The sequence below is a fragment of the Massilia sp. Root133 genome, assembly GCF_001426525.1.
In the GTDB taxonomy this organism is placed as follows: Bacteria; Pseudomonadota; Gammaproteobacteria; order Burkholderiales; family Burkholderiaceae_D; genus Telluria; species Telluria orientalis.
Window position 1 is genome coordinate 339,994 of the sequence record NZ_LMEW01000001.1, and the last position, 20,959, is coordinate 360,952.

A 20,959-nucleotide genomic window follows, 5' to 3' on the forward strand; every position below is an offset into this window, starting at 1 on the left:
GACACACATGAACGACGCAGGATCCCCCGCACTGACCAAGGCCGAATGGAAGCAGGTCGGCCTCGGCAAAGCCCATGAATCGGCCCGGCTGCACGTGCTGGGCCAGGCCGACTACACCGACGATATCGCCGAAGTGCGCGGCACCTTGCACGCGGCGCTCGGCCTGTCGGGCAAGGCGCACGCCCGCATCCTCGACATCGATTTTACGGACGTCCTGGCCAGCCGCGGCGTGCGCGCCGTGCTCACTGCAAAGGATATCCCGGGCACCAACGATTGCGGCCCGATCATCCACGACGACCCGATCCTCGCGGACGGCCTCGTGCAATACATCGGCCAGCCGATCTTCGTGGTCGTGGCCGACAGCCACGACCTGGCCCGCCGCGCCGCGAAGAAGGCGAAGGTCAGCTACGAGGAGCTGCCGGCGATCCTGACGCCGCAGGCCGCGCGCGCCGCCGGCTCGTACGTGCTGCCGCCGATGCGCCTGACGCGCGGCGACGCCGAAACCGCATTCGAACGCGCCCCGCTGCGCGTGAAGGGCGAGCTGTACGTCGGTGGCCAGGAGCAGTTCTACCTCGAAGGCCAGATCTCGTACGCGATCCCGCAGGAAAACGACGGCATGCTCGTGCTGTGCTCCACGCAGCACCCGAGCGAGATGCAGCACGTCGTGGCGCACGCGCTGGGCCTGCATTCGCACAACGTGGTGGTGGAGTGCCGCCGCATGGGCGGTGGTTTCGGCGGCAAGGAATCGCAGTCGGCACTGTGGGCCGCCGCGGCCTCCATCGCGGCGAAACGCCTGGGCCGCGCCGTGAAGCTGCGCGCGGACCGCGACGACGACATGATGGTGACCGGCAAGCGCCACTGCTTCCACTACCTGTACGAGGTGGGCTACGACGACGCCGGCCGCATCGTCGCGGCGAAGGTCGACATGGTGAGCCGTGCCGGCTACTCGGCGGATCTCTCCGGCCCCGTGGCCACCCGCGCCATCTGCCACTTCGACAACACGTATTATTTGTCCGACTGCGACATCCGCGCGGCGGCCGGCAAGACGAACACACAGTCGAATACGGCGTTCCGCGGCTTCGGCGGTCCGCAGGGCGCCATCGCGATCGAGTACATCATCGACGAGATCGCGCGCAACCTCGGCAAGGATGCGCTCGACATCCGCAAGCTGAATTTCTACGACAAGATCGACCGCAACGTCACGCCGTACGGCCAGCCCGTCGTCGACAACGTGATCCATGAACTGGTGGGCGAGCTGGAACAGACGAGCGAATACCGCGCGCGCCGCCAGGCGATCCAGGCATACAACGCGACGAGCCCCGTGCTGAAGAAGGGCCTCGCGCTGACGCCCGTGAAATTCGGCATCGCTTTCAACGTGACGCACCTGAACCAGGCCGGCGCCCTCGTGCACGTGTACGTGGACGGCTCCATCCTCGTCAACCACGGCGGCACGGAGATGGGGCAGGGCGTCAACACGAAGGTGATGCAGGTCGTCGCGCACGAACTGGGCGTCGACCTGACCCGCGTGCGCATCGCCGCGACGAACACGAGCAAGGTCGCCAACACGTCGGCGACGGCGGCATCGACGGGCGCGGACCTGAACGGTAAAGCCGCGCAGGATGCGGCGCGCCAGATCCGCGACCGCCTCGCCGCCTTCGCCGCGAAGCAGTACGGCGGTGCCGTGGAAGACGTGCGCTTCGTCGCCGATACCGTGTTCGCGAACGGCCACGAAGTCCCGTTCGGCGAACTGGTCGCCAAGGCATACCTGTCGCGCGTGCAGCTGTGGTCGGACGGCTTCTATGCGACGCCGAACCTGCACTGGGATCCGAAGACGATGACGGGCAACCCGTTCTTCTACTTCGCATACGGCGCGGCGGTGGCGGAAGTCGTCATCGACACGCTGACCGGCGAGTGGAAGCTGCTGCGCGCGGACGCGCTGTACGACGCCGGTAACTCGCTGAACCCCGCCATCGACATCGGCCAGGTGGAAGGCGCGTTCATCCAGGGCATGGGCTGGCTGACGACGGAAGAACTGTGGTGGAATGCGCAGGGCAAGTTGATGACGCACGCGCCGTCCACGTACAAGATCCCGGGCGTGTCGGATTGCCCGGACGCGTTCACGGTGAAGCTCTTCAACAACCGCAACGTGGCCGATTCGATCCACCGCTCGAAGGCCGTCGGCGAACCGCCGCTGCTGCTGCCGTTCTCCGTGTTCCTCGCGCTCCGCGACGCCATCTCGGCCGTCGGCGACCACAAGGTGAACCCGCCGCTGCGCGCACCGGCGACGAGCGAGGCGATCCTCGACGCCGTGTCCTTCGTCGAACAAGCCGTGCGGGAAAAGGCAGCCTGACATGGACGACTGGCTCATCCCCACCGCGCAACCGGCCGTGCTGATCACGGTCGCGAAGGTCGACGGTTCCGTACCCCGCGAACCGGGCGCGCGCATGCTCGTCGACGCCGGCGGGCAGTGGGGCACCGTCGGCGGCGGTCATCTGGAACTGCGCGGCATCGAGACGGCGCGCGCCATGCTGCAAAGCGGACAAGCGCGCCGGCTGGAACGCTTCCCGCTCGGCCCGAGCCTGGGCCAGTGCTGCGGCGGCGTCGTGCACCTCGCATTCGAACTGGTCGACCGCGACCAGTGCGCCGAGCTGGCCGCGCGCCGCCATGAAGACGTGTGGCGCGTCGTCGCGCTGGACGGCGAGCCGGACCTCGCGCTCGTCGACGCGCTGGGCCATAACCTCCAGCGCAAGGGCGGCCGCTACCCGGACTTCGAACGCGGCGGCGGCACGCGCGTGCTGCTCGACGACGCGGGGCGGCGCTGGCTCGTCGACCACGTCCCGGCGCCGCGCGCGCACGTGATGCTGTTCGGCGTCGGCCACGTGGGCGCCGCCATCGTGCGCCTGCTGGCGGACCTGCCGTGCAAGGTGACCTGGGTCGATGAGCGGGAGGACCTGTTCCCGGCCACCGTCGCCCCGAACGTCGTCGTGGAAGCGACGGACATGCCGGAAGCCCTCGTGCGCACGGCGCCCGCCGGCACGAGCTTCCTCGTCATGACGCACAATCATGCGCTGGACCAGCGCCTGACCGAAGCGATCCTCCGCAGGCCCGCGAACCTGGACTGGTTCGGCCTCATTGGATCGGAAACCAAACGCAAGCAGTTCGAGCACCGCCTGCGCGACCGCGGGATTTCGCGCGCGCGCCTGGACGACATGGTGTGCCCGATCGGCGTCCCCGGCATCAAGGGCAAGGAGCCCGCCGTGATCGCCGTCGCCGTCGTCGCGCAACTGCTGATGGTCTGGGAGGCGGCGGCCCGCGCCGCGCCCGCGACCGCAACCGAAGTCCCACTGGAACAAGACTGAGATGTCCAACGATACCCGTACCGTGCAGGCCTACCGAGCGAGCCTGCTGCACTTCCACGCCGATCCGGCCTTCGCCGAGAACGCCCACGCCTGGCACCGGGACGGCCTGCTCGTCGTCGAGAACGGCCGCGTGCTCGCCGCCGGCGACTACGACAAGCTGGCCGCCACGCTGCCCGACGGCACCGACGTCGTCGACTACCGCGGCCAGATCATCACGCCCGGCTTCATCGACACGCACCTGCACTTCCCGCAGACCGACATGATCGGCTCCCCAGCGCCGGACCTGCTGCCGTGGCTGGAGAACTACACGTTCCCGACCGAGCGCCAGTTCAAGGATCCGGTGCACGCGCGCACCATCGCCGAATTCTTCCTCGACGAACTGCTGCGCAACGGCACGACGACGGCGCTCGTCTACTGCACGGTGCACAAGGAATCCGTCGACGCGTTCTTCGAGGCGAGCGCCGCGCGCAACCTGCGCATGGCCGGCGGCAAGGTGCTGATGGACCGGAACTGTCCGGACTTCCTGCAAGACACGGCAGACCTGCGCGACAGCGAAGACCTGATCCGCCGCTGGCACGACCACGGCCGCGCCATGTACGCGATCACGCCGCGCTTCGCGCCGACGTCGACCCCGGCCCAACTGGGCGCGGCGGGCGAGCTGGCGCGCGCGTACCCGACCACCTACATCCAGACGCACGTGTCGGAAAGCCGCGACGAATGCGCGTGGGTGAAAAGCCTGTACCCGGACAACCGCAGCTACCTGCAGGTGTACGAGCACCATGGGCTGATGCGGCAACGTTCCATGTTCGGCCACTGCATCTGGCTGGACGACGTCGACTTCGCGCTGATGGCCGACACGGGCGCCGCGATTTCGCACTGCCCGACGTCGAACCTGTTCCTCGGCAGCGGCCTGTTCGACGTCGCGAAGGCGGACAGCGTGCGTGCCCACGTGTCGCTGGGGACGGACGTCGGCGCGGGCACGTCGTTCTCGATGTTGCAAACAATGAATGAAGCGTATAAAGTTGCGCGGTTAAAAGGCAGCTATCTCCCGGCCCTGCGCATGTTCTATCTCGCCACGCTGGGCGCCGCGCGCAGCATGCAGCTCGAAGGGACGATCGGCAATTTTGCCGCCGGCACCGAGGCGGACTTCATCGTCCTCGACCCGAAGGCGACGCCGCTGCTGGCGCGCCGCACGGCGAACGGCGACTCGCTCGAGGAAACCCTGTTCGCGCTGGCGCTGCTGGGCGACGACCGCGCGATCCGTGCCACGTATGCGGCGGGCAAGCGGGTGCACGAGCGGCATTGATACGTCATCCCCGCGAACGCGGGGATCCATGCTGAGCCGAACAGGACACTCAGTATGGGTTCCCGCGTGCGCGGGAACGACGACTTCGGCGCTGGTGAGATACTGTCGACAATCACTCACAGCCGAGACCAACATGACAAAAACCCTGAGCAGCAGCCTGCTGATCACCCTGGCGGCCCTCGCGGCCGCCGCTTCCGCGCGCACCCCGGCGTCCGGCCCCAACGAAGCGGCCACCGCGCGCCACTACGCGTCCCTGATCGCGGGCGCGCAGCCGAAGACGGCGGAGCTGGTCCTGTTCTTCTCGCAGATGCCCAAGGGCGGCGACCTGCACCACCACTACTCCGGCGCGATCTATGCCGAGACCTATGTCGACTGGCTCGACAAGCAGGGCTATTGCGTCAACAAGCTGACTTACAAGATCGAGACCGACAAGAGCGTCGTCGAGCACGAACGCGCGAAGCAGCCGAAGGACCGCGCCTGCCTGTCGTCGTCCGACGTGTATGCCGACGACGCCACGTGGCGCGAGCTGCTGCAGCGCTGGTCGAGCAAGGATTTCAATAACCACGGCGCCATCCAGCCGCCGCCGGACCGCCAGTTCTTCCAGACGTTCGGCTACTTCGGCCCCGTCTCCGACCGCAACTTCCACGACGGCCTCGTCGAACTGAAGAACCGCGCGCTGGCCGAGAACGTGGCCTATATCGAGACGATGTTCAAGAGCCCGGACACGGTCTCGGATCCCGAATTCGACAAGCGCGCGTGGGACAGCGCGCGCGACGAGGCGAAATTCGCCCAGTTGCTGGAATCCGCGCGCCAGAAGCTGAACGCGACGCCGGCGTTCCGCACCTCCGTCGACACGTTCGTCCGCACCGTCAACGAAGCGGCGCTGGGCATCGACGACGAGAACTTCACCATGCGCTACCAGACCTACGTCGTGCGCCTGTTCTCGCCGTCGCGCGTGTTTTCCTCGATGCTGGCCGCGTTCGAATCGGCCGCGCGGGGCGGCAAGATCGTCGGCGTGAACATCGTGGGCCAGGAAAGCCAGATGGTCTCCATGCGCGACTACACCTTGCACATGCAGATGTTCCGCTACCTGAAGAAGGTGTACCCGAAGGTCAACGTCGCGCTGCACGCGGGCGAGCTGGCGCTGGGCGACGTGCCGCCGGAAGACTTGAAATACCACATCGACCAGGCGCTGAACGTGGCGGGCGCGCAGCGCATCGGCCACGGCATCGACCTCGCGCACGAGACGAACGCCGTCGGCATCATGAAGACGATGCGCGCGAAGGACATCCCGGTCGAGATCAACCTGACGTCGAACGCGTTCATCGAGGGCGTGCAGGGCGAGAACCACCCGATCACGCTGTACCGCAAATACGGCGTGCCGTACGTGATCTCGACGGACGACGCGGGCGTCACGCGCCACAACCTGGCCAACGAATACGTGCTGTTCGCCAGCCGCTACAAGCCGAGCTATGCGGAAGTGAAGAAGGCGTCGTACAACAGCATCCGCTACAGCTTCCTGCCGGAATCCGACAAGCAGCGCCTGACGCGCCTGCTCGATGCACGCTTCGCACGCTTCGAGTCGGACGTCGCCGCGCTCGAACGCACCGCCGTGAAGCATTAAGTATCGACCTCCCGCCGGCGGCGGTCCCGCCGCCGGCATCTTCCTCCAAACTCCGGTTGCCACCCGACCAGGTGGAACAGGTATATGCATATGCCGTCCCTGTGGCCAACTCGCTACAGAATGGATTAATTCTCACGTCGCTTGCTTAAAAACCAAGCTAAACAATTTCATTCCAGAACGCCCCATTTATCATCCCGCCGTGTCTGTTTCTGAGGGAAGAGGCAACCTGCACGCGATCATCTGCTCACTTCTTAAGCAACTTATACGCGCAAGCTATAAATTCCCAAGTGAAAACGTATTTGTCTCGATAAACGGCTTCATGCCATATTGGCCTTTTATTAAGCCAACGTCCGAGAAAATGCGCGGTTTTGGGTGTAATAGCCTGGAAACAATTAACCGCTAGACTCGCGTGCGCTGCTTTTTGCTGGTGCATTGTCATCCGCATCCGCACCATCGAACAGCAGGCAGACAGAACAAGAGACCGGCCGTCATGAGCGACCGGTCCAGGATTGCAGTACTCAAGAGGGGGGAACTCCGTTCCCAACCATAACTATCAAGTCTATTTGGGGTTAATCCAATGATCTATCAAAAACGGATCCAGCTGACGAAGCTGGCGCTGGCTCTGTCGATTGCGCTCGCGGGGGCGCCGGCCCTGGCGCAGAACACGACGTCGGCTGTCGGTGGTCGTATCTCGAGCGCTGACGGCCGACCGGCCGCCGGCGCCGCAGTGCAAATCGTTCACACCGAATCCGGTTCGGTCAGCAATGTCGTCACCGATGCGGAAGGCCGCTATATCGCGCGCGGCCTGCGTACCGGCGGTCCGTACACGATCATCATCACGAAGGACGGCGTTACCGAAAAACGCGAAGGCATCTACCTGCAGCTGGCGGAAACCGCCACCGTCGACGCGACCGTCGGCGCACCGATGCAGACCGTGACCGTCGCCGGCAACCGCGCCCGCTCCGACATCTTCAGCCGCTCCAACATGGGCGCGGGCACCGCGATCAGCAACGCGCAGCTGCAGATCCAGGCGTCGGTCAACCGCAACCTGCAGGACTACGCCCGCGCCGACCCGCGCGTCTCGCAGACCGACAAGGAACGCGGCGAACTGTCCGTCGCCGGCCAGAACTCGCGCTACAACTCGATCACCATCGACGGCGTGAACGTGAACGACACGTTCGGCCTGGAAGCGAACGGCAGCCCGACCTCGCGCCAGCCGATCTCGATCGAAGCGATCCAGTCGACCCAGGTGAACGTCGCCAACTACGACGTCACGCAGAAGGGCTACACCGGCGGCAACATCAACGCCGTCACCAAGTCCGGCACGAACCAGTGGAAGGGCGGCGTGTACTACGTGTACCGCGACGACCGCCTGGCCGGCCAGCGCTACAACCCGGCCAACGACACCTATTCGGATCCGGTCCCGTTCAAGGAAACGACCAAGGGCGTGTGGGCGAGCGGCCCGCTCGTCGAGGACAAGCTGTTCCTGTACGCGCTGTCGGAAGAGACCAACTCGTCGCGCAGCGCGCCCGACTACGGTCCGGTCGGCTCGAACAACGGCACGACGGTCGCCGTGACCCCGGCGGAAATCGCCGCCGTGCAGAACATCATGAAGAACCAGTACGGCGTCAACGCCGGCGGCCTGGCGCAGGGCGGCGGTAACTTCGTGTCGCGCGAGCAGATGCTGAAGGTCGACTGGAACATCAGCGACAACCACCGCGCCAATATCCGCTACCAGCGCACCACGCAGGCCGAGCCGCAGTATTCGCTGTTCAGCGCCACCGGCCTGAGCCTGGATTCGGCGTACTACTCGCAGGGCAAGCAGATCGAGACGACTGTCGCCCAGCTGTTCTCGGACTGGACCCCGACGTTCTCGACCGAACTGAAGGCGTCGTCGCGCAACTACGACTCCGTCCCGACCAACAACACGCAGCTGCCGACCATCGGCGTGCAGTTCACCGGCGCGCTGCCGGCCGGCACCCCGAGCAACGTCACGACGGGTAGCCGCACGATCAACCTGGGCACCGACAACTCGCGTCACATGAACCTGCTGCGCACCCGCACGCAGGACTTCTACGCGGGCGCCAACTGGACGGTGGGCGACCACGAGATCAAGTTCGGTGCGGACTACCAGAAGAACAAGATCTACAACGCGTTCCTGCAGAACGTGTACGGCAATTACACCTTCGGTTGCGACAACAACCTGAGCTACTCGTTCGGCAGCATCAACTGCACGACCGCGTCCCAGGCGCAGGTCGAAGCCGCGGTGCTGGAAAACCTGCGCAGCGGCCGCTACACGTCGTACACGCTGCAGGTCGCCGCACCGGGCTTCACGCTGAACGACGCCGTCGCGCAGTTCAACATGACGAACACCGGCCTGTTCCTGCAGGACACCTGGAACGTCAACCGCCAGCTGACCCTGAACTACGGCTTCCGCGTGGACCAGGTGGGCGTCGGCGGCACGCCGGTCGCGAACACGAAAGTGGCCCAGGCTGCCGTGCTGAACCCGAACGCACGCCAGACCGGCGGCTTCGGCTACAACAACCAGCAGACGATCGACGGCACCAAGCTGTTCCAGCCGCGCTTCGGCTTCAACTACAACTTCGACACCCCGCGCCGCATGCAGCTGCGCGGCGGCTTCGGCCTGTTCCAGGGCGCCGCGATGTCCGTCTGGCTCGCGAACCCGTTCCAGAACACCGGCATGACGACGCAGCAGATTACCTGCTCGGCCACGGGTAACACCAAGTGCCCGCCGGTCGCCGGCACGCCGAACGGCGCGTTCAGCACCGACATCAACAACCAGCCGAAGCTGGGCGGCTCGACCCCGCCGATCGCCAACGTCGACCTGATCGACCCGAACGTGAAGCAGCCGTCCGTATGGAAAGCCAACCTGGCCTTCGAAACGGAACTGCCGTGGTACGGCCTCGTCGCCGGCGCCGAAGTGCTGTACGCGCACACCAAGGACGGTATCTTCTTCCAGAACCTGAACCTGGGCCAGCCGACCCGCATCGGCGTCGATGGCCGCCAGCTGTTCTGGAACGCGAACGGCCTGTCGCAGAACTGCTGGAGCGTGGGTAACAACGCCGTCAGCACCGCCAAGGGCTGCACCAACACGACCAAGTCGCTGTCGAATTCCGCGTTCGGCAACGTGATCAAGGTCACCGGCACGGACAAGGGCGAGAACCGCGTCTCGACGCTGTCGCTGTCGTACCCGATGACCAAGGGCTTCGGCTGGTCGGTCGCGGCAAGCCACACCTATGCGACGGAAGTCTCGAACCTGACGTCGTCGACGTCCGGCTCGAACTACGGCGCCCGTTCGGCCCTGAACCCGAACGACAACGTGGCCGCCAACTCGGCGTACCTGGTGAAGAACCGCATCAACGCGCTGCTGAACTTCGAGAAGGCGTTCTTCGGCAAGTACAAGACCCGCTTCGGCGTGTTCTACGAAGGCCGTACCGGCAAGCCGTACAGCTGGACCTTCAAGAACGACATGAACGGCGACGGCATCGGCAGCAACGACCTGATGTACATCCCGAAAGCCTTCGGTTCGGGTGAAGTCGTGTTCGCGGGCGATACGGCGACCAGCCACGCCAACGAGCAGCGTTTCTGGGACGTCGTCAACGCCAACAAGGCCCTGCGCCAGGCAGCCGGCGGCACCGTGGCCCGCTACGGCGACTTCTCGCCGTGGACGAACAGCTTCGACCTGCGCATCAGCCAGGAAATCCCGGGCCTGTTCGCACGCAACAAGGCGTCGGTCTCGTTCGACATCCTGAACGTCGGCAACCTGCTGAACAAGAAGTGGGGCCAGATCTACGAAGCACCGTTCTTCTCGAACGGCGGCCAGACCCGCGGCTTCGTCGACTACGCCGGCATGGACAGCCAGGGCCGTTATGTCTACGCGGTCCGCTCGGCCGCCGATCCGCTGCAGATCCGCCAGGTGAAGGGCGAGTCGCAGTGGTCGGCACAGGTCACCGTCAAGTACGAGTTCTGATCCGGGCCTGACATGACGTAAATGAGACGGCCGGTGGCGACACCGGCCGTTTTTCTTCCCTTGTAAAGACCAGAAAGGCGAACGCGCGTGCCATAATCGATGGCTGCCGTTTGCATCACAAAAGATTTCATATGATCGTAACCCGTCCGTTCGCGCTGGCCCTGGGCGCCGCGTTGCTGCTGTCCGGCTGCGCCTCCGCGCCGGTCCGTCCGCTCGAGATCAATCTCGTCGCGCTGAACGACTTCCACGGCAATCTCGAGCCCAGCAAGTACACGTACACGCCGCCGGGTTCCACGCAGCCGCGCACGATCCAGGCGGGCGGCATCGACGTGCTGAAAGGCGCGCTGGACACGTTCCGCAAGGACGACCCGGACCTGCTGTTCGTCGCGGCCGGTGACCTCGTCGGCGCGAGCCCCGCCGCGTCGTCGATGTTCGCGGACGAACCGAGCATCGAGGCGCTGAACCGCATGGGCCTCGTCGCCAGCTCGCTCGGCAACCACGAATTCGACCAGGGCCCGAAGGAACTGCTGCGCCAGCAGCACGGCGGCTGCGATTCGCCGCGGCCCGCGAAGGCATGCCGCCTCTCGCCCGATTTCAAGGGCGCCGGTTTTACCTACCTCGCCGCGAACGTCGTTGACGCGCAGACGGGCAAGACCCTCGTGCCGGGCTGGCGCATCGTCGACGTCAAGGGCGTCAAGGTGGGCCTGATCGGCGCCGTGCTGCACGACCTCGCCTCCGTGACGATCGCCTCGTCCATCAACGGCCTGGCCATCGAGGATGAAGCGGCATCGATCAACGCCGTGCTGCCCGTCATGCGTGCGCAGGGCGCGCAGGTGTTCGTCGTGCTGATCCACGAAGGCGGTTTCGCCGACCAGCCCTACGACAAGGCCGATTGCGACACCCTGCATGGCCCGATCGTCGCCATCACGAAGCAACTCGACCCGGCCATCCGCCTCGTCATCAGCGGCCATTCGCACACGGGCTATCTGTGCAAGGTGGACGGCAAGGTCGTCACGCAGGCGGACGCGTACGGCCACCTGCTGTCGCGCATCCGGCTGACGCTCGATCCGGCCACGAAGGCCGTCCAGGACATCCAGGTGCGCAACGTCGTGATGGCGCCGGACGCATTCCAGCCCGACGCGAGCCTGTCCGCGTACCTCGCCGACGTGCGCGCGAAGAGCCGCGCGGCGCTCGCGAAACCGGTGGCGCGCGTGCAGGGGGCGTTGTCGCGCAAGGAGAATCCGGCCGGCGAATCGGTGCTGGGCGGCGTGATCGCCGACGCGGCCGTCGCCGCCACGCGCGACCAGGGCGCGCAGGTCGGTTTCATGAACCCGGGCGGCATCCGCAAGGACCTGGAAACGGGAGAAGGCGGCATCGTCAGCTTCGGCCAGGCGCAGGCCGTGCTCCCGTTCGGGAACACGCTCGTCGTGATGGACCTCACCGGCGCGCAATTGCGCCGCGTGCTCGAACAGCAGTGGGACCGGCCGGCGGCATCGAGCCCGTCGGTCCTTGCGGTGTCCAGCAGCCTGACGTACGACTGGGATGGCACGCAACCCGCCGGCCGCCGCACGGCGAACGTGAAGGTGGACGGCAAGGCGCTCGACGATAACAAGGTGTATCGCGTCGTGGCCAACAACTTCCTGGCCGAGGGCGGCGACAACATCCCGATGTTCGCGAAGGGCACGCGCCGCGTGGAGACGGGCCTGCGTGACCTCGATGCGCTGATCGCGTACCTGCAGAAGCATCCGGAAGCCGGCGGCATGAGCCTGACCGCACCACAGCGCATCCGCAAGGTCCGCTAACGATATAAACCGTATTGAGAGATAGCTCATGAAGAAAATCGCATGTGTCGTGGCGCTGGCCGGCGCCTTCGTGTCGCTGGATGCGGCCGCATGGGGCACGGACGGCCACCGCGCCGTGGGCGCCATCGCCGACAAGCTGATCAAGGGCACGCATGCCGAGGCGCAGGTGAAGGCGCTGCTGCTGCCGGGCGAATCGCTGGAAGCCGTGTCGACGTGGCCCGACTGCGTGAAGGGCAACTGGTGCGGTCCGCAGACGCCGGAAATGATCGAGTACGTGAACGCGAATCCGAAGCACAGCGAATACCACTACACGGACGTGCCGTTCCAGCTCGACCACTACCACGACGGCGCCGCCGGCACGGCCGACGACGACATCGTGCAGACCTTGAAGGAAGCCATCGCGGTCCTGCAGGGCAAGGACACGCCGGCGACCAATCCGCACAAGTTCACGAAGCGCCAGGCGCTGATCCTCGTGACCCACCTGGCGGGCGACATCGTCCAGCCGCTGCACGTGGGCGCCGCCTTCGTCGACAAGGACGGGAAGTTCATCGTGCCGAAGACGAAGGCAGAGATCGACGAGACCGTCGTCTTCGATTCGCGCGGCGGCAACAACTTCCTGATGGACGACGCCAAGATCGAGCAGATGTCCGCCAACCTGATTCCGCCCGGCGAACCGACGCCGGCCAAGCCGGGCGTGCCGAAGGCGCTGACGAAGCCGTTCCACTCGTACTGGGACAGCACGACGGTCGACTACGCGTTCCGCCGGATCCGCACGAAGACGCCGGAACAGTTCGCGCAAGCCGCCATCGACGGCAAGCCGAACGTGGCGCAGAACAGCGGCGATCCCGTCACGTGGCCGTACCAGTGGGCGGACGATACGCTGGCCGTCTCGAAGATTGCATTCGCCGGCGTCACCGCGGGCAAGATCGTGCCGCAGGTGAGCAAGAAGGGCGAGACCTATTACACGTGGACCCTGGAAGTGCCGGCCGACTATCCGGTGCCCAGCTCCGCGCTCGCAAAGACACAGATGATCAAGGGCGGCTACAACCTGGCCGCGCTGCTGAAGGCGATCTGGCCGTAATCCCGGCGCCAGCCTTCCGCAAGCCGCCGCGCGCCCACAAGGCCGCGGCGGTTTTTTTTCGTGGGTTAGAATCGCGGCATTCATACGGACCCTCACCATGCCCACGATTCTTCGTTTCATCATCCCCGCGTCCACACTGGTGGCACTCGTGCCCGCCGTGGCCGCCGAACCCAACCTGCCGCTGTGGGAAGCCGGCATCGGCGCCGCCGTGTTCAACACGCCCGCCTATCCGGGCGCATCCGACCGCAGCAACCGCGGCCTCGTGCTGCCGTTCCTGCTCTATCGCGGCAAGGTGCTGCGCGCCGACCAGCAGGGCGTCGGCGCGCGCCTGCTGGACACGGACAAGGTCGAATTCGACATCGGTTTCGCGGGCGCGCTGCCGTCCCGTTCGGACGACGTCGAGGCGCGCCGCGGCATGCCCGACCTCGGCACGCTCGTCGAATTCGGCCCGCGCGTGAAGTATAAATTCGCCGACCTGGGCGAGGCGGGGCGCCTGCGTTTCGAACTGCCCGTGCGCGCCGTCATCGAAGCCCGCGGCGGCCTGCGCCGCCAGGGCTGGACGACGGAGCCGCGCTTCGTGTGGGAACGCCGCGGCGATGGGGGCCGCTGGACGATGGAGGCGCAGGTCGGGGCCGTGTTCGGCGACCGCCGCATCCACGGCTATTTCTTCGACGTCGCGCCGCAGTATGCGACGGCGGACCGCCCGGCGTACCGGGCCGGCAGCGGGTTGATGCTCGTGCGGACGGGCGTGTTCGGTACGGTCAGGGTCAATCCGGACGTGCGCGCGTTCGCGTTCGTGCGGCTCGACAGCTATGCGGGGAATGCGAACCGGGAGAGTCCGCTGTTCAGGAAGGATGTCGGCGCGTCGGCCGGGGTGGGGCTGGCGTGGACGTTGGCGCGCTCGAGCAAGCGCGCCAACGAGTGATGTTCAACGCGACTTGACGAACGGCTTGCCGATGGCCTTCGGCGCGACCGACTTGGCCATCAGGCCGGCCAGCACGACCACGGTAACGATATACGGAATCGCCTGGATCAGGGACCCCGGCAGGCGGCCGACGACCGGCAGGTCGACGCCTTCGAGCTGGATCTGGATCGCGCCGAACAGGCCGAACATCAAACAGCCCAGCACCGTGTGCAGCGGGCGCCAGTTGCCGAAGACGAGCGCCGTCAGCGCCAGGTAGCCGGCGCCGGCCGACATGTCACGCAGGAAGAAGCCGCTCTGGACCAGCGTCAGGTACGCACCCGAGAACGAGCACAGGACACCGGCCACGAACATGCCGAGATAGCGTGTGCGCTCGACGGACACGCCGGCCGCGTCGGCCGCATGCGGATTCTCGCCGCACGCGCGCAGGCGCAGGCCGAAGCGGCTGTGGTACACGACCCAGTGCACGACGGGCAGCAGGAGGAACGCGACGTAGACCAGCACCGATTGGCCGCCGATCAGGTGGCCGTACAGCCAGCCGATGACGGGAATGTGCTCGACGGCCGCCGTGCCGGGCAGGACGACGTCGAACAGGCGCGCGTTGCGCAGGTCCGGCGTGCGGCCGCCCTGCTGGAAGAAGAATTGCGCGAGCACGAACGTCAGGCCGCTCATCGCGATGTTGATGGCGATGCCGGCCACGAGCTGGTTGCCCTTCTGCGTGATCGACACGAATGCCTGCACCATCGCGAGGGCGACCGACACGCCCATGCCGGCCAGGATGCCATACCACGGATTCTGCGTCGTGTACGCAACAGCGGCCGATGCGAACGCGGAGGCGAGGATCTTGCCTTCGAGGCCGATGTCGACGACGCCCGAGCGCTCGGCGAACAGGCCGGCCAGCGCGGCGAACATCAGCACGGGCGCATTGCGGACCGTGGAGACGATGATGCTGGCGAGTTGGAAGTCTTCCATTCAAATCCCCTTGTTGGTACGGGTGACGTTGAGCAGTTTCAGGATGGCCGGGGCGTAGAAGTTTTCCATCGCGCCGCAGAACAGGATGATCAGGCCCTGGATGAAAATGAACGTCTCCTGTGGGATGTTCGGCTTTTCCAGCGACAGGTCGAAGCCGCCCTGGATCAGCGCGCCGAACAGCACGGACGACAGGAAGATGCCGACCGGATGCTGGCGGCCCATCAGCGCGATCGCGATGCCGACGAAGCCCGCGCCGGCGGGGAAATTCAGCGACAAATAGTGCGTCGAGCCCATCACGGAGTTGACGGCGCCCAGGCCGGCCAGGGCGCCCGACACGAGCATCGTCACGATGATCGTGCGGCTGATTTTTACGCCGGCGTAGTGCGCGGCGTGCGCGTTCAGGCCCGTGGCGCGCAGCTGGTAGCCCCACGACGAACGCCACACGACGGCGCCGTAGATGACCAACGCGAGGAGCGCGAGAACGAAGCTGATGTTCAGCGGCGTATCGCCGAACACGGGCAGCACCTTGTTCAGCAGGGGCAGGGCGGCGCTGTCGGCGAACACGCGCGAGGCCGGGTTCTGCTGGCCTTCCGGGATCAGGTATTTGACGATCACGAAGTTCATCAGGCTCGCAGCGATGAAGTTGAACATGATCGTCGTGACGACGACGTGGCTGCCCCGTTTCGCCTGCAGATAGCCGGGAATGAACGCCCACAGCGCGCCGAAGACGGCCGCGCCGATCATCGCGAGCGGGATCATCAGGATGCCGGGCAGGTGTGCGTCGAGCGCCAGCACGGCCCACGTCAGGCCCAGGCCGCCCACGTACATCTGGCCTTCCGCGCCGATGTTGAAGAGGCCCGCCTGCATCGCGATCGACACGGCGAGGCCCGCGAAGATGAAGGTGCTCGCGTAGAACAGCGTGTAGCCGAGGCCTTCCGGGTCGAGGATGGCGCTGTCGACGAGGATGCGCAGCGATTCCGACGGGCTCTCGCCCAGCAGGTGGATCACGAGCCCCGCGACGAGCAGCGCCGACATCAGGTTCAGGATGGGCAGGACGAAACCGGTGGCCCAGCGTGGCAATTCAGTCTTTGGCATGATGTCAGTGCTTGTGCATCCCGCCCATCAAGAGGCCGATGCGGGTGGTGTCGAATTCGTCGATGGGGAGGATGCCGGTGATGCGGCCGCCGGACATCACGATGATGCGGTCCGCGAGTGCGCGCACCTCTTCCAGTTCCACGGACGACAGCAGGATCGCCACGCCTTCGTCGCGCAGGCGCAGGAGCTGCGTGTGGATGCTTTCGATGGTGCCGATGTCTACGCCGCGCGTCGGCTGGCCGACCAGCATCAGCTTCGGCTTCGCGGCCACTTCGCGCGCGATGACGACCTTCTGCTGGTTGCCGCCCGAGAGCAGGCCGATACGCAAGTCCGGATTGTTCGGGCGGACGTCGAACGCCGTCATCAGGTGCGCGCAGCGCTGCGCGATCCTTTTATGGTCGAACAGGCCCCAGCGGTTCGTCACCTTGTCCTGGTAGCCGAACACCGTGTTCTGCATCACGGAGAAATCCTTGATCACGCCGTCGCGCAGGCGGTCTTCCGGCACGTGGCCGATGCCCAGTTCGCGGAATTCTGCCGGCAGGCCGTCCGCGTTCGTGCGGCCGCCGTACGGCAGCGCGCGTCCATCGAATTCGACCTTGCCCGACGTCGGCAGGCGCATGCCGGACAGGATTTCCAGCAGCTCGCTCTGGCCATTGCCTGACACGCCCGCGATGGCGACGACTTCGCCCGCGCGCAATGTAAAATCGATGTCGGCGAGGAGGGCGACGCCGTTCGCATCCTGCAGCTGCAGGTCCGACACTTTCAGCACCTCGGTGCCCGGATTGTACGGCGCGCGCGGCAGCTCGCTCTGGATCGGGCGGCCGACCATCATGTTGGCCAGTTCTTCACGCGACGTCTCCGCGGTCTTGACGGCGCCGACGACGCGGCCCGCGCGCATCACCGTCACCTCGTCCGTGATCTCCATGATTTCCTGGAGCTTGTGGGTGATCAGGATGATGGTCTTGCCTTGTTCCTTGAACAACCGCAGGATCTCGAACAGCGACGCCGTCTCCTGCGCGGTCAGCACGGCGGTGGGCTCGTCGAGGATCAGGATGTTGGCGCTGCGGTAGATCTGCTTGAGGATCTCCACGCGCTGCTGCGCGCCGACGGATAGATCGTGGATCGTCGCGAGCGGATCGACGTCGAGGCGGTAGCGGTCGCAGATCTCGCGCAGCTTCGCTTCCACGGCGCCGCGTTTCGCGGCCAGCTTGAAGCCGCCCTCGTTGCCCAGCATGACGTTGTCGAGGACGGTCATGTTCTCGACGAGCATGAAGTGCTGGTGCACCATGCCGATGCCGAGCGCGATCGCCTCGTGACTGGTGCGGATGTCCTGGGGCTGGCCGTCGATGAGGACCTGGCCGCTGTCGGCGTTGTAGTAGCCGTACAGGATGCTCATCAGGGTCGACTTGCCGGCGCCGTTTTCGCCGATCACGCCATGGATCGAGCCCTTGGCGATGGCGAAGCTGACGTCGGCATTCGCCTGCACCGCCCCGAAGGCTTTGCTTATGTTGCGAAATTCTACGGCTGGCTGCATAGCGGTCTGTCCATTCATTTAAAAGCGCGCCGCGCCGGCATGGAAACCGGCGCGGCGCGCTTCACTGTCAAACTGTGTTCGATGCCGTGTTACTGCACTGGGCACGAATTGGCCGCGCGATAGTCGACCACCTTGATCTTGCCGGCGATGATGTCGGCCCGGGCGCCCGTCACGCGCTTTTCCATCTCGGGCGTGACGACCATGCGGTTGTCCTTGTCGAGCACCCAGTCCACGCCACCTTCCTTCAGGCCTTCGTACGTGATGCCGGACGTGAACTGGCCGTTCTTCGCCTTCATGAACGCTTCGTACGCGGCGTTATCGACGCGCTTGACCATCGACGTCAGCATCGTGCCCGGGTACAGGTAGTTCTGGTTGGAGTCCACGCCGATCGCCAGCTTGCCCTTTTCCTTGGCCATCTGCAGCGCGCCCATGCCGGAGCCACCCGCGACCGCGAAGACGACATCGGAGCCGCGTTCGAATTGCGCGCGCGCCAGCTCGCCGCCCTTGGCCGGGTCGTTCCAGGCCGCGGCCGTCGTGCCGACCATGTTCTGCAAGACCTGCACCTTCGGATTGACCGCTCGCGCGCCCTGCACGTAGCCGCAGGCGAACGCGCGGATCAGCGGGATGTCCATGCCGCCGACGAAGCTGATCGTCTTCGTCTTCGACGCCATCGCCGCGGCGACGCCGACGAGGTACGAGCCTTCCTCTTCCTTGAACAGGACGGAGTTGACGTTCTTGCCCTGCGCATTGCCGTCGATGATGACGAAGTGCACGTTCGGGTATTCGGCCGCGATCTTTTGCACGGGCTGCGTCTGCGAGAAGCCGATCGAGACGATCAGTTTCAGCTTCTTGCGGGCGAGGGCGCGCAGGACCTGCTCGGCCTGGGTGTCGTAGTTAGCCTGGGCTTCAAACACCTTGACGCCGGTTTCCTTCGTGAACCGCGCGACGCCTTCGGCGGCGGACTGGTTGAAGGATTTGTCGAACTTGCCGCCGGCATCGTAGACGATCGCCAGTTTCGCGCCCGCCATGTCGGCACTGGCGCCGGCGCTGATGCACAGCGCCGCGATCATCGTACAAAGTTGCTTGAATTTCATCGATTTGGGCTCCTGGATCCCGTATTTTACCGGCGCAACGGCTGTGCAGGGAGGGGGATTTTCGGAACTATGCATCAGCCAGTTTATTCGTGGCAAATACGATTTTACTTTGCTATTTATTTCGTTGACATATAAATAGCGCCGTTTCAGTCGGCGAGCGGGAGCGCGGGCGGAACGGCGATGCTGGCGACGGCGGTGGGGGCGGTGGCTGTCGTCACGGTTGGGATGACGATGTCCGCGGCCGGCGCCGGAATCGGTGCGGCGGATGCGAGGTTGGCGACCTCGATCGGCTTGGCGAACTGCGACGTGAGGAAGCGCGCGATGCGGGTTTGCGTGTCTTCCAGGTACGGGATATTCAGGTGGTCCGAGTCGGGCACGGTCTCGTCCCCGATCAGCCGGGCCAGCTTGGCGACCAGCTGGTCGGTGTGCGAGTGCGGCACGATGTCGTCGCTGGCCGCGCGCAGCACGAAGGTCGGTGCCTTCAGCGTGGGTGCGTACTTGATCGACTCGAAACGGTGGCGCAGCATGTATTCGATCGGCATCACGCGGAACTTGCGCTTCGCGAGGGCGAGGATCGAATCGTACGGCGTGATCAGCACGACGGAATGCACGGGCCGCTCTTTCGCGACCTGCACGGCCACGCCGGACCCGAGGCTGCGGCCGACGACGGCGATGCGTTTCGGGTCCACGTGGTGGTGCGCCGCCATCCAGTCGAACAGCATGCAGGCGTCGTCGATCATGTGCGCTTCGGCCGGGTCGCCGTGGGAGTCGCCATAGCCGCGGTAGTTCACGGCCAGCACGGCCATCCCGGGGAACAGCTTGCCGGCATCGCGCACGACCCAGGACACTTCCTCGGACCGGCCGCCGAAATAGACGACGGCGGGACGCAGGCCGGGCATCTTCGGCGTCATCAGCCAGCCGGACAGCCGCGTGCCGTCCTTGGCGCGCAGCACGACAGGGCGGGTGCGGTGGCCGCTGCTGCGCGGATGCGCCACTTCGCGCTCGACGGTGGGATTGAACACGAGACGGCGCTGGTTTGCCGCGACCGCGGCCGTGAGGCCCAGCCACAACATGCTGGCAAAGCCAGCCATACCTGCCGCCAATTTTTTATGTGTGCTCATGTATACAGTCTACCTCTGGCTACGGATGAAGTCTGTGCGCTGCCCATCAAATACACCTTCATTATGGTGCGAATTCACGAAGAGTAGCTTTGCTGCAACATCCTGTTACAGCGCGGGCGTTGTCGTCGCGTGACAGGCTTTGTTAGGCTGTCCATGAAGACAGGATGTGGAGGCGGGATGACGTGGAAAGCGGTCGTGCCGGCATGTGCCGGGCTGGGCCTGTTGGCGGTGCTGATGGTGCCGGCGTGGCGGTCGACGCCGCCGGCCGTCACGCCGGCGGTGGCGCCTGTGCCGCCCGCGTCGACGACCGGTGCGGCGGCCGGGCCGGCCTGGCTGTCCGACCTCGGCGCGCCGCCGGTCCCGCTGCCGGCGCCTGCCGAACCGCTGGCGCAGCGCATCGAGCGGCTGGTGGCGAGCGGCGATCCGCGTGACGCGTATCGTGCGTGGTGGCTGTTGCATGCCTGCGTCGTGTTCGGGCGCACCGGTCACCTGCCCGAACGTGACGGGACCGAGCCGGATGCCATCGCCGATCCCGCGCATGCCTGCGCGACCGTCAACGAAAGAATGAAGATGGCGCGCATCGACCATCTCGAACGCGCCGCGCGCGGGGGCGTGGACGGTGCGCTGGCGGAACTGGTCGAAGAGGGCCCGTTCGGCGACCCGACCGCCCTCACGACGCGTCCCGACGATCCGCTCGTGAAGGAATGGAAGGAAAGGATCAACGGGATGCTGAACGAGCAGGCGGAGCAGGGCTACTGGGCGAGCCTGTACCAGCTCTTTACCGGTTTCTGGTTCGGCCATCCGGCCATCGCCGCGGACCGCCAGAGCGCGCTGGCCTACGGCATGGCGCTGCGCGACATCATGGTCAAGCTGGATGGCGTGCCCGAGCAGCAGGCCATCCCGTTCAACGGCCCGTTCCTGGACGAGATCGGCACCGGCCTCACGCCGGAACAGAAAGCGCGTGCGCAGGCGCATGCGGATGCGATCGTCGCCCGCGCGGCGGATCAACGGGACATTGCAAATCGGATATCGATCAAGCAAAAAAAGTAATTGGTCCA

Annotated in this window: 14 protein-coding genes; 9 read left to right on the plus strand and 5 right to left on the minus strand. The window is 65.7% G+C overall.

Annotation, left to right across the window (positions count from 1 at the left end; genetic code table 11):
• The first annotated feature begins 7 nt into the window (after positions 1-7).
• From xdhB to ASD28_RS01625, 8 genes are all read left to right on the plus strand, one after another.
• Positions 8-2,350, plus strand: coding sequence for a xanthine dehydrogenase molybdopterin binding subunit (xdhB, locus tag ASD28_RS01590; RefSeq protein ID WP_056122909.1), 2,343 nt, complete (start codon positions 8-10; stop codon positions 2,348-2,350).
• A gap of 1 nt (position 2,351) precedes the next feature.
• Positions 2,352-3,359 carry a xanthine dehydrogenase accessory protein XdhC gene (gene xdhC, locus ASD28_RS01595; RefSeq protein ID WP_056122912.1) on the plus strand — a complete coding sequence of 336 codons (1,008 nt, stop codon included), beginning with the start codon at positions 2,352-2,354 and terminating at the stop codon, positions 3,357-3,359.
• Position 3,360: 1 nt separating this feature from the next.
• Positions 3,361-4,665: a guanine deaminase gene (guaD, locus tag ASD28_RS01600; protein ID WP_056122915.1), complete on the plus strand. Its 1,305-nt coding sequence runs from the start codon at positions 3,361-3,363 to the stop codon at positions 4,663-4,665.
• Positions 4,666-4,798: 133 nt separating this feature from the next.
• Positions 4,799-6,289 (plus strand): adenosine deaminase, encoded by a 1,491-nt coding sequence (locus ASD28_RS01605; RefSeq protein WP_056122918.1) that lies wholly within the window; start codon positions 4,799-4,801, stop codon positions 6,287-6,289.
• Between the two features lie 577 nt (positions 6,290-6,866).
• Positions 6,867-10,280 carry a TonB-dependent receptor gene (locus tag ASD28_RS01610; protein ID WP_056122920.1) on the plus strand — a complete coding sequence of 1,138 codons (3,414 nt, stop codon included), beginning with the start codon at positions 6,867-6,869 and terminating at the stop codon, positions 10,278-10,280.
• Positions 10,281-10,411: 131 nt separating this feature from the next.
• Positions 10,412-12,082 (plus strand): bifunctional UDP-sugar hydrolase/5'-nucleotidase, encoded by a 1,671-nt coding sequence (locus ASD28_RS01615; RefSeq protein ID WP_056122922.1) that lies wholly within the window; start codon positions 10,412-10,414, stop codon positions 12,080-12,082.
• Positions 12,083-12,110: 28 nt separating this feature from the next.
• Positions 12,111-13,163: a S1/P1 nuclease gene (locus ASD28_RS01620; RefSeq protein WP_056122925.1), complete on the plus strand. Its 1,053-nt coding sequence runs from the start codon at positions 12,111-12,113 to the stop codon at positions 13,161-13,163.
• Between the two features lie 97 nt (positions 13,164-13,260).
• Complete coding sequence (locus ASD28_RS01625) at positions 13,261-14,088, plus strand: MipA/OmpV family protein (protein WP_056122928.1); 828 nt, start codon at positions 13,261-13,263, stop codon at positions 14,086-14,088.
• Positions 14,089-14,091: 3 nt separating this feature from the next.
• On the opposite strand, the gene ASD28_RS01630 is transcribed toward ASD28_RS01625, so the two are convergent.
• The 5 genes from ASD28_RS01630 to ASD28_RS01650 form a co-directional block, all read right to left on the minus strand.
• Positions 14,092-15,057, minus strand: coding sequence for an ABC transporter permease (locus ASD28_RS01630; protein ID WP_056122931.1), 966 nt, complete (start codon positions 15,055-15,057; stop codon positions 14,092-14,094).
• Positions 15,058-16,152 (minus strand): ABC transporter permease, encoded by a 1,095-nt coding sequence (locus ASD28_RS01635; protein WP_056122934.1) that lies wholly within the window; start codon positions 16,150-16,152, stop codon positions 15,058-15,060.
• A gap of 4 nt (positions 16,153-16,156) precedes the next feature.
• Positions 16,157-17,686 carry an ABC transporter ATP-binding protein gene (locus ASD28_RS01640; protein ID WP_056122938.1) on the minus strand — a complete coding sequence of 510 codons (1,530 nt, stop codon included), beginning with the start codon at positions 17,684-17,686 and terminating at the stop codon, positions 16,157-16,159.
• Positions 17,687-17,775: 89 nt separating this feature from the next.
• Positions 17,776-18,780: a BMP family protein gene (locus tag ASD28_RS01645; RefSeq protein WP_056122942.1), complete on the minus strand. Its 1,005-nt coding sequence runs from the start codon at positions 18,778-18,780 to the stop codon at positions 17,776-17,778.
• Positions 18,781-18,926: 146 nt separating this feature from the next.
• Positions 18,927-19,871 carry an alpha/beta fold hydrolase gene (locus ASD28_RS01650; protein ID WP_229411892.1) on the minus strand — a complete coding sequence of 315 codons (945 nt, stop codon included), beginning with the start codon at positions 19,869-19,871 and terminating at the stop codon, positions 18,927-18,929.
• A gap of 207 nt (positions 19,872-20,078) precedes the next feature.
• Between ASD28_RS01650 and ASD28_RS01655 the strand changes: the two genes are divergently transcribed.
• Positions 20,079-20,951, plus strand: a complete 873-nt coding sequence (locus ASD28_RS01655) for a hypothetical protein (protein ID WP_056122946.1) — start codon at positions 20,079-20,081, stop codon at positions 20,949-20,951.
• The last annotated feature ends 8 nt before the right edge of the window (positions 20,952-20,959 follow it).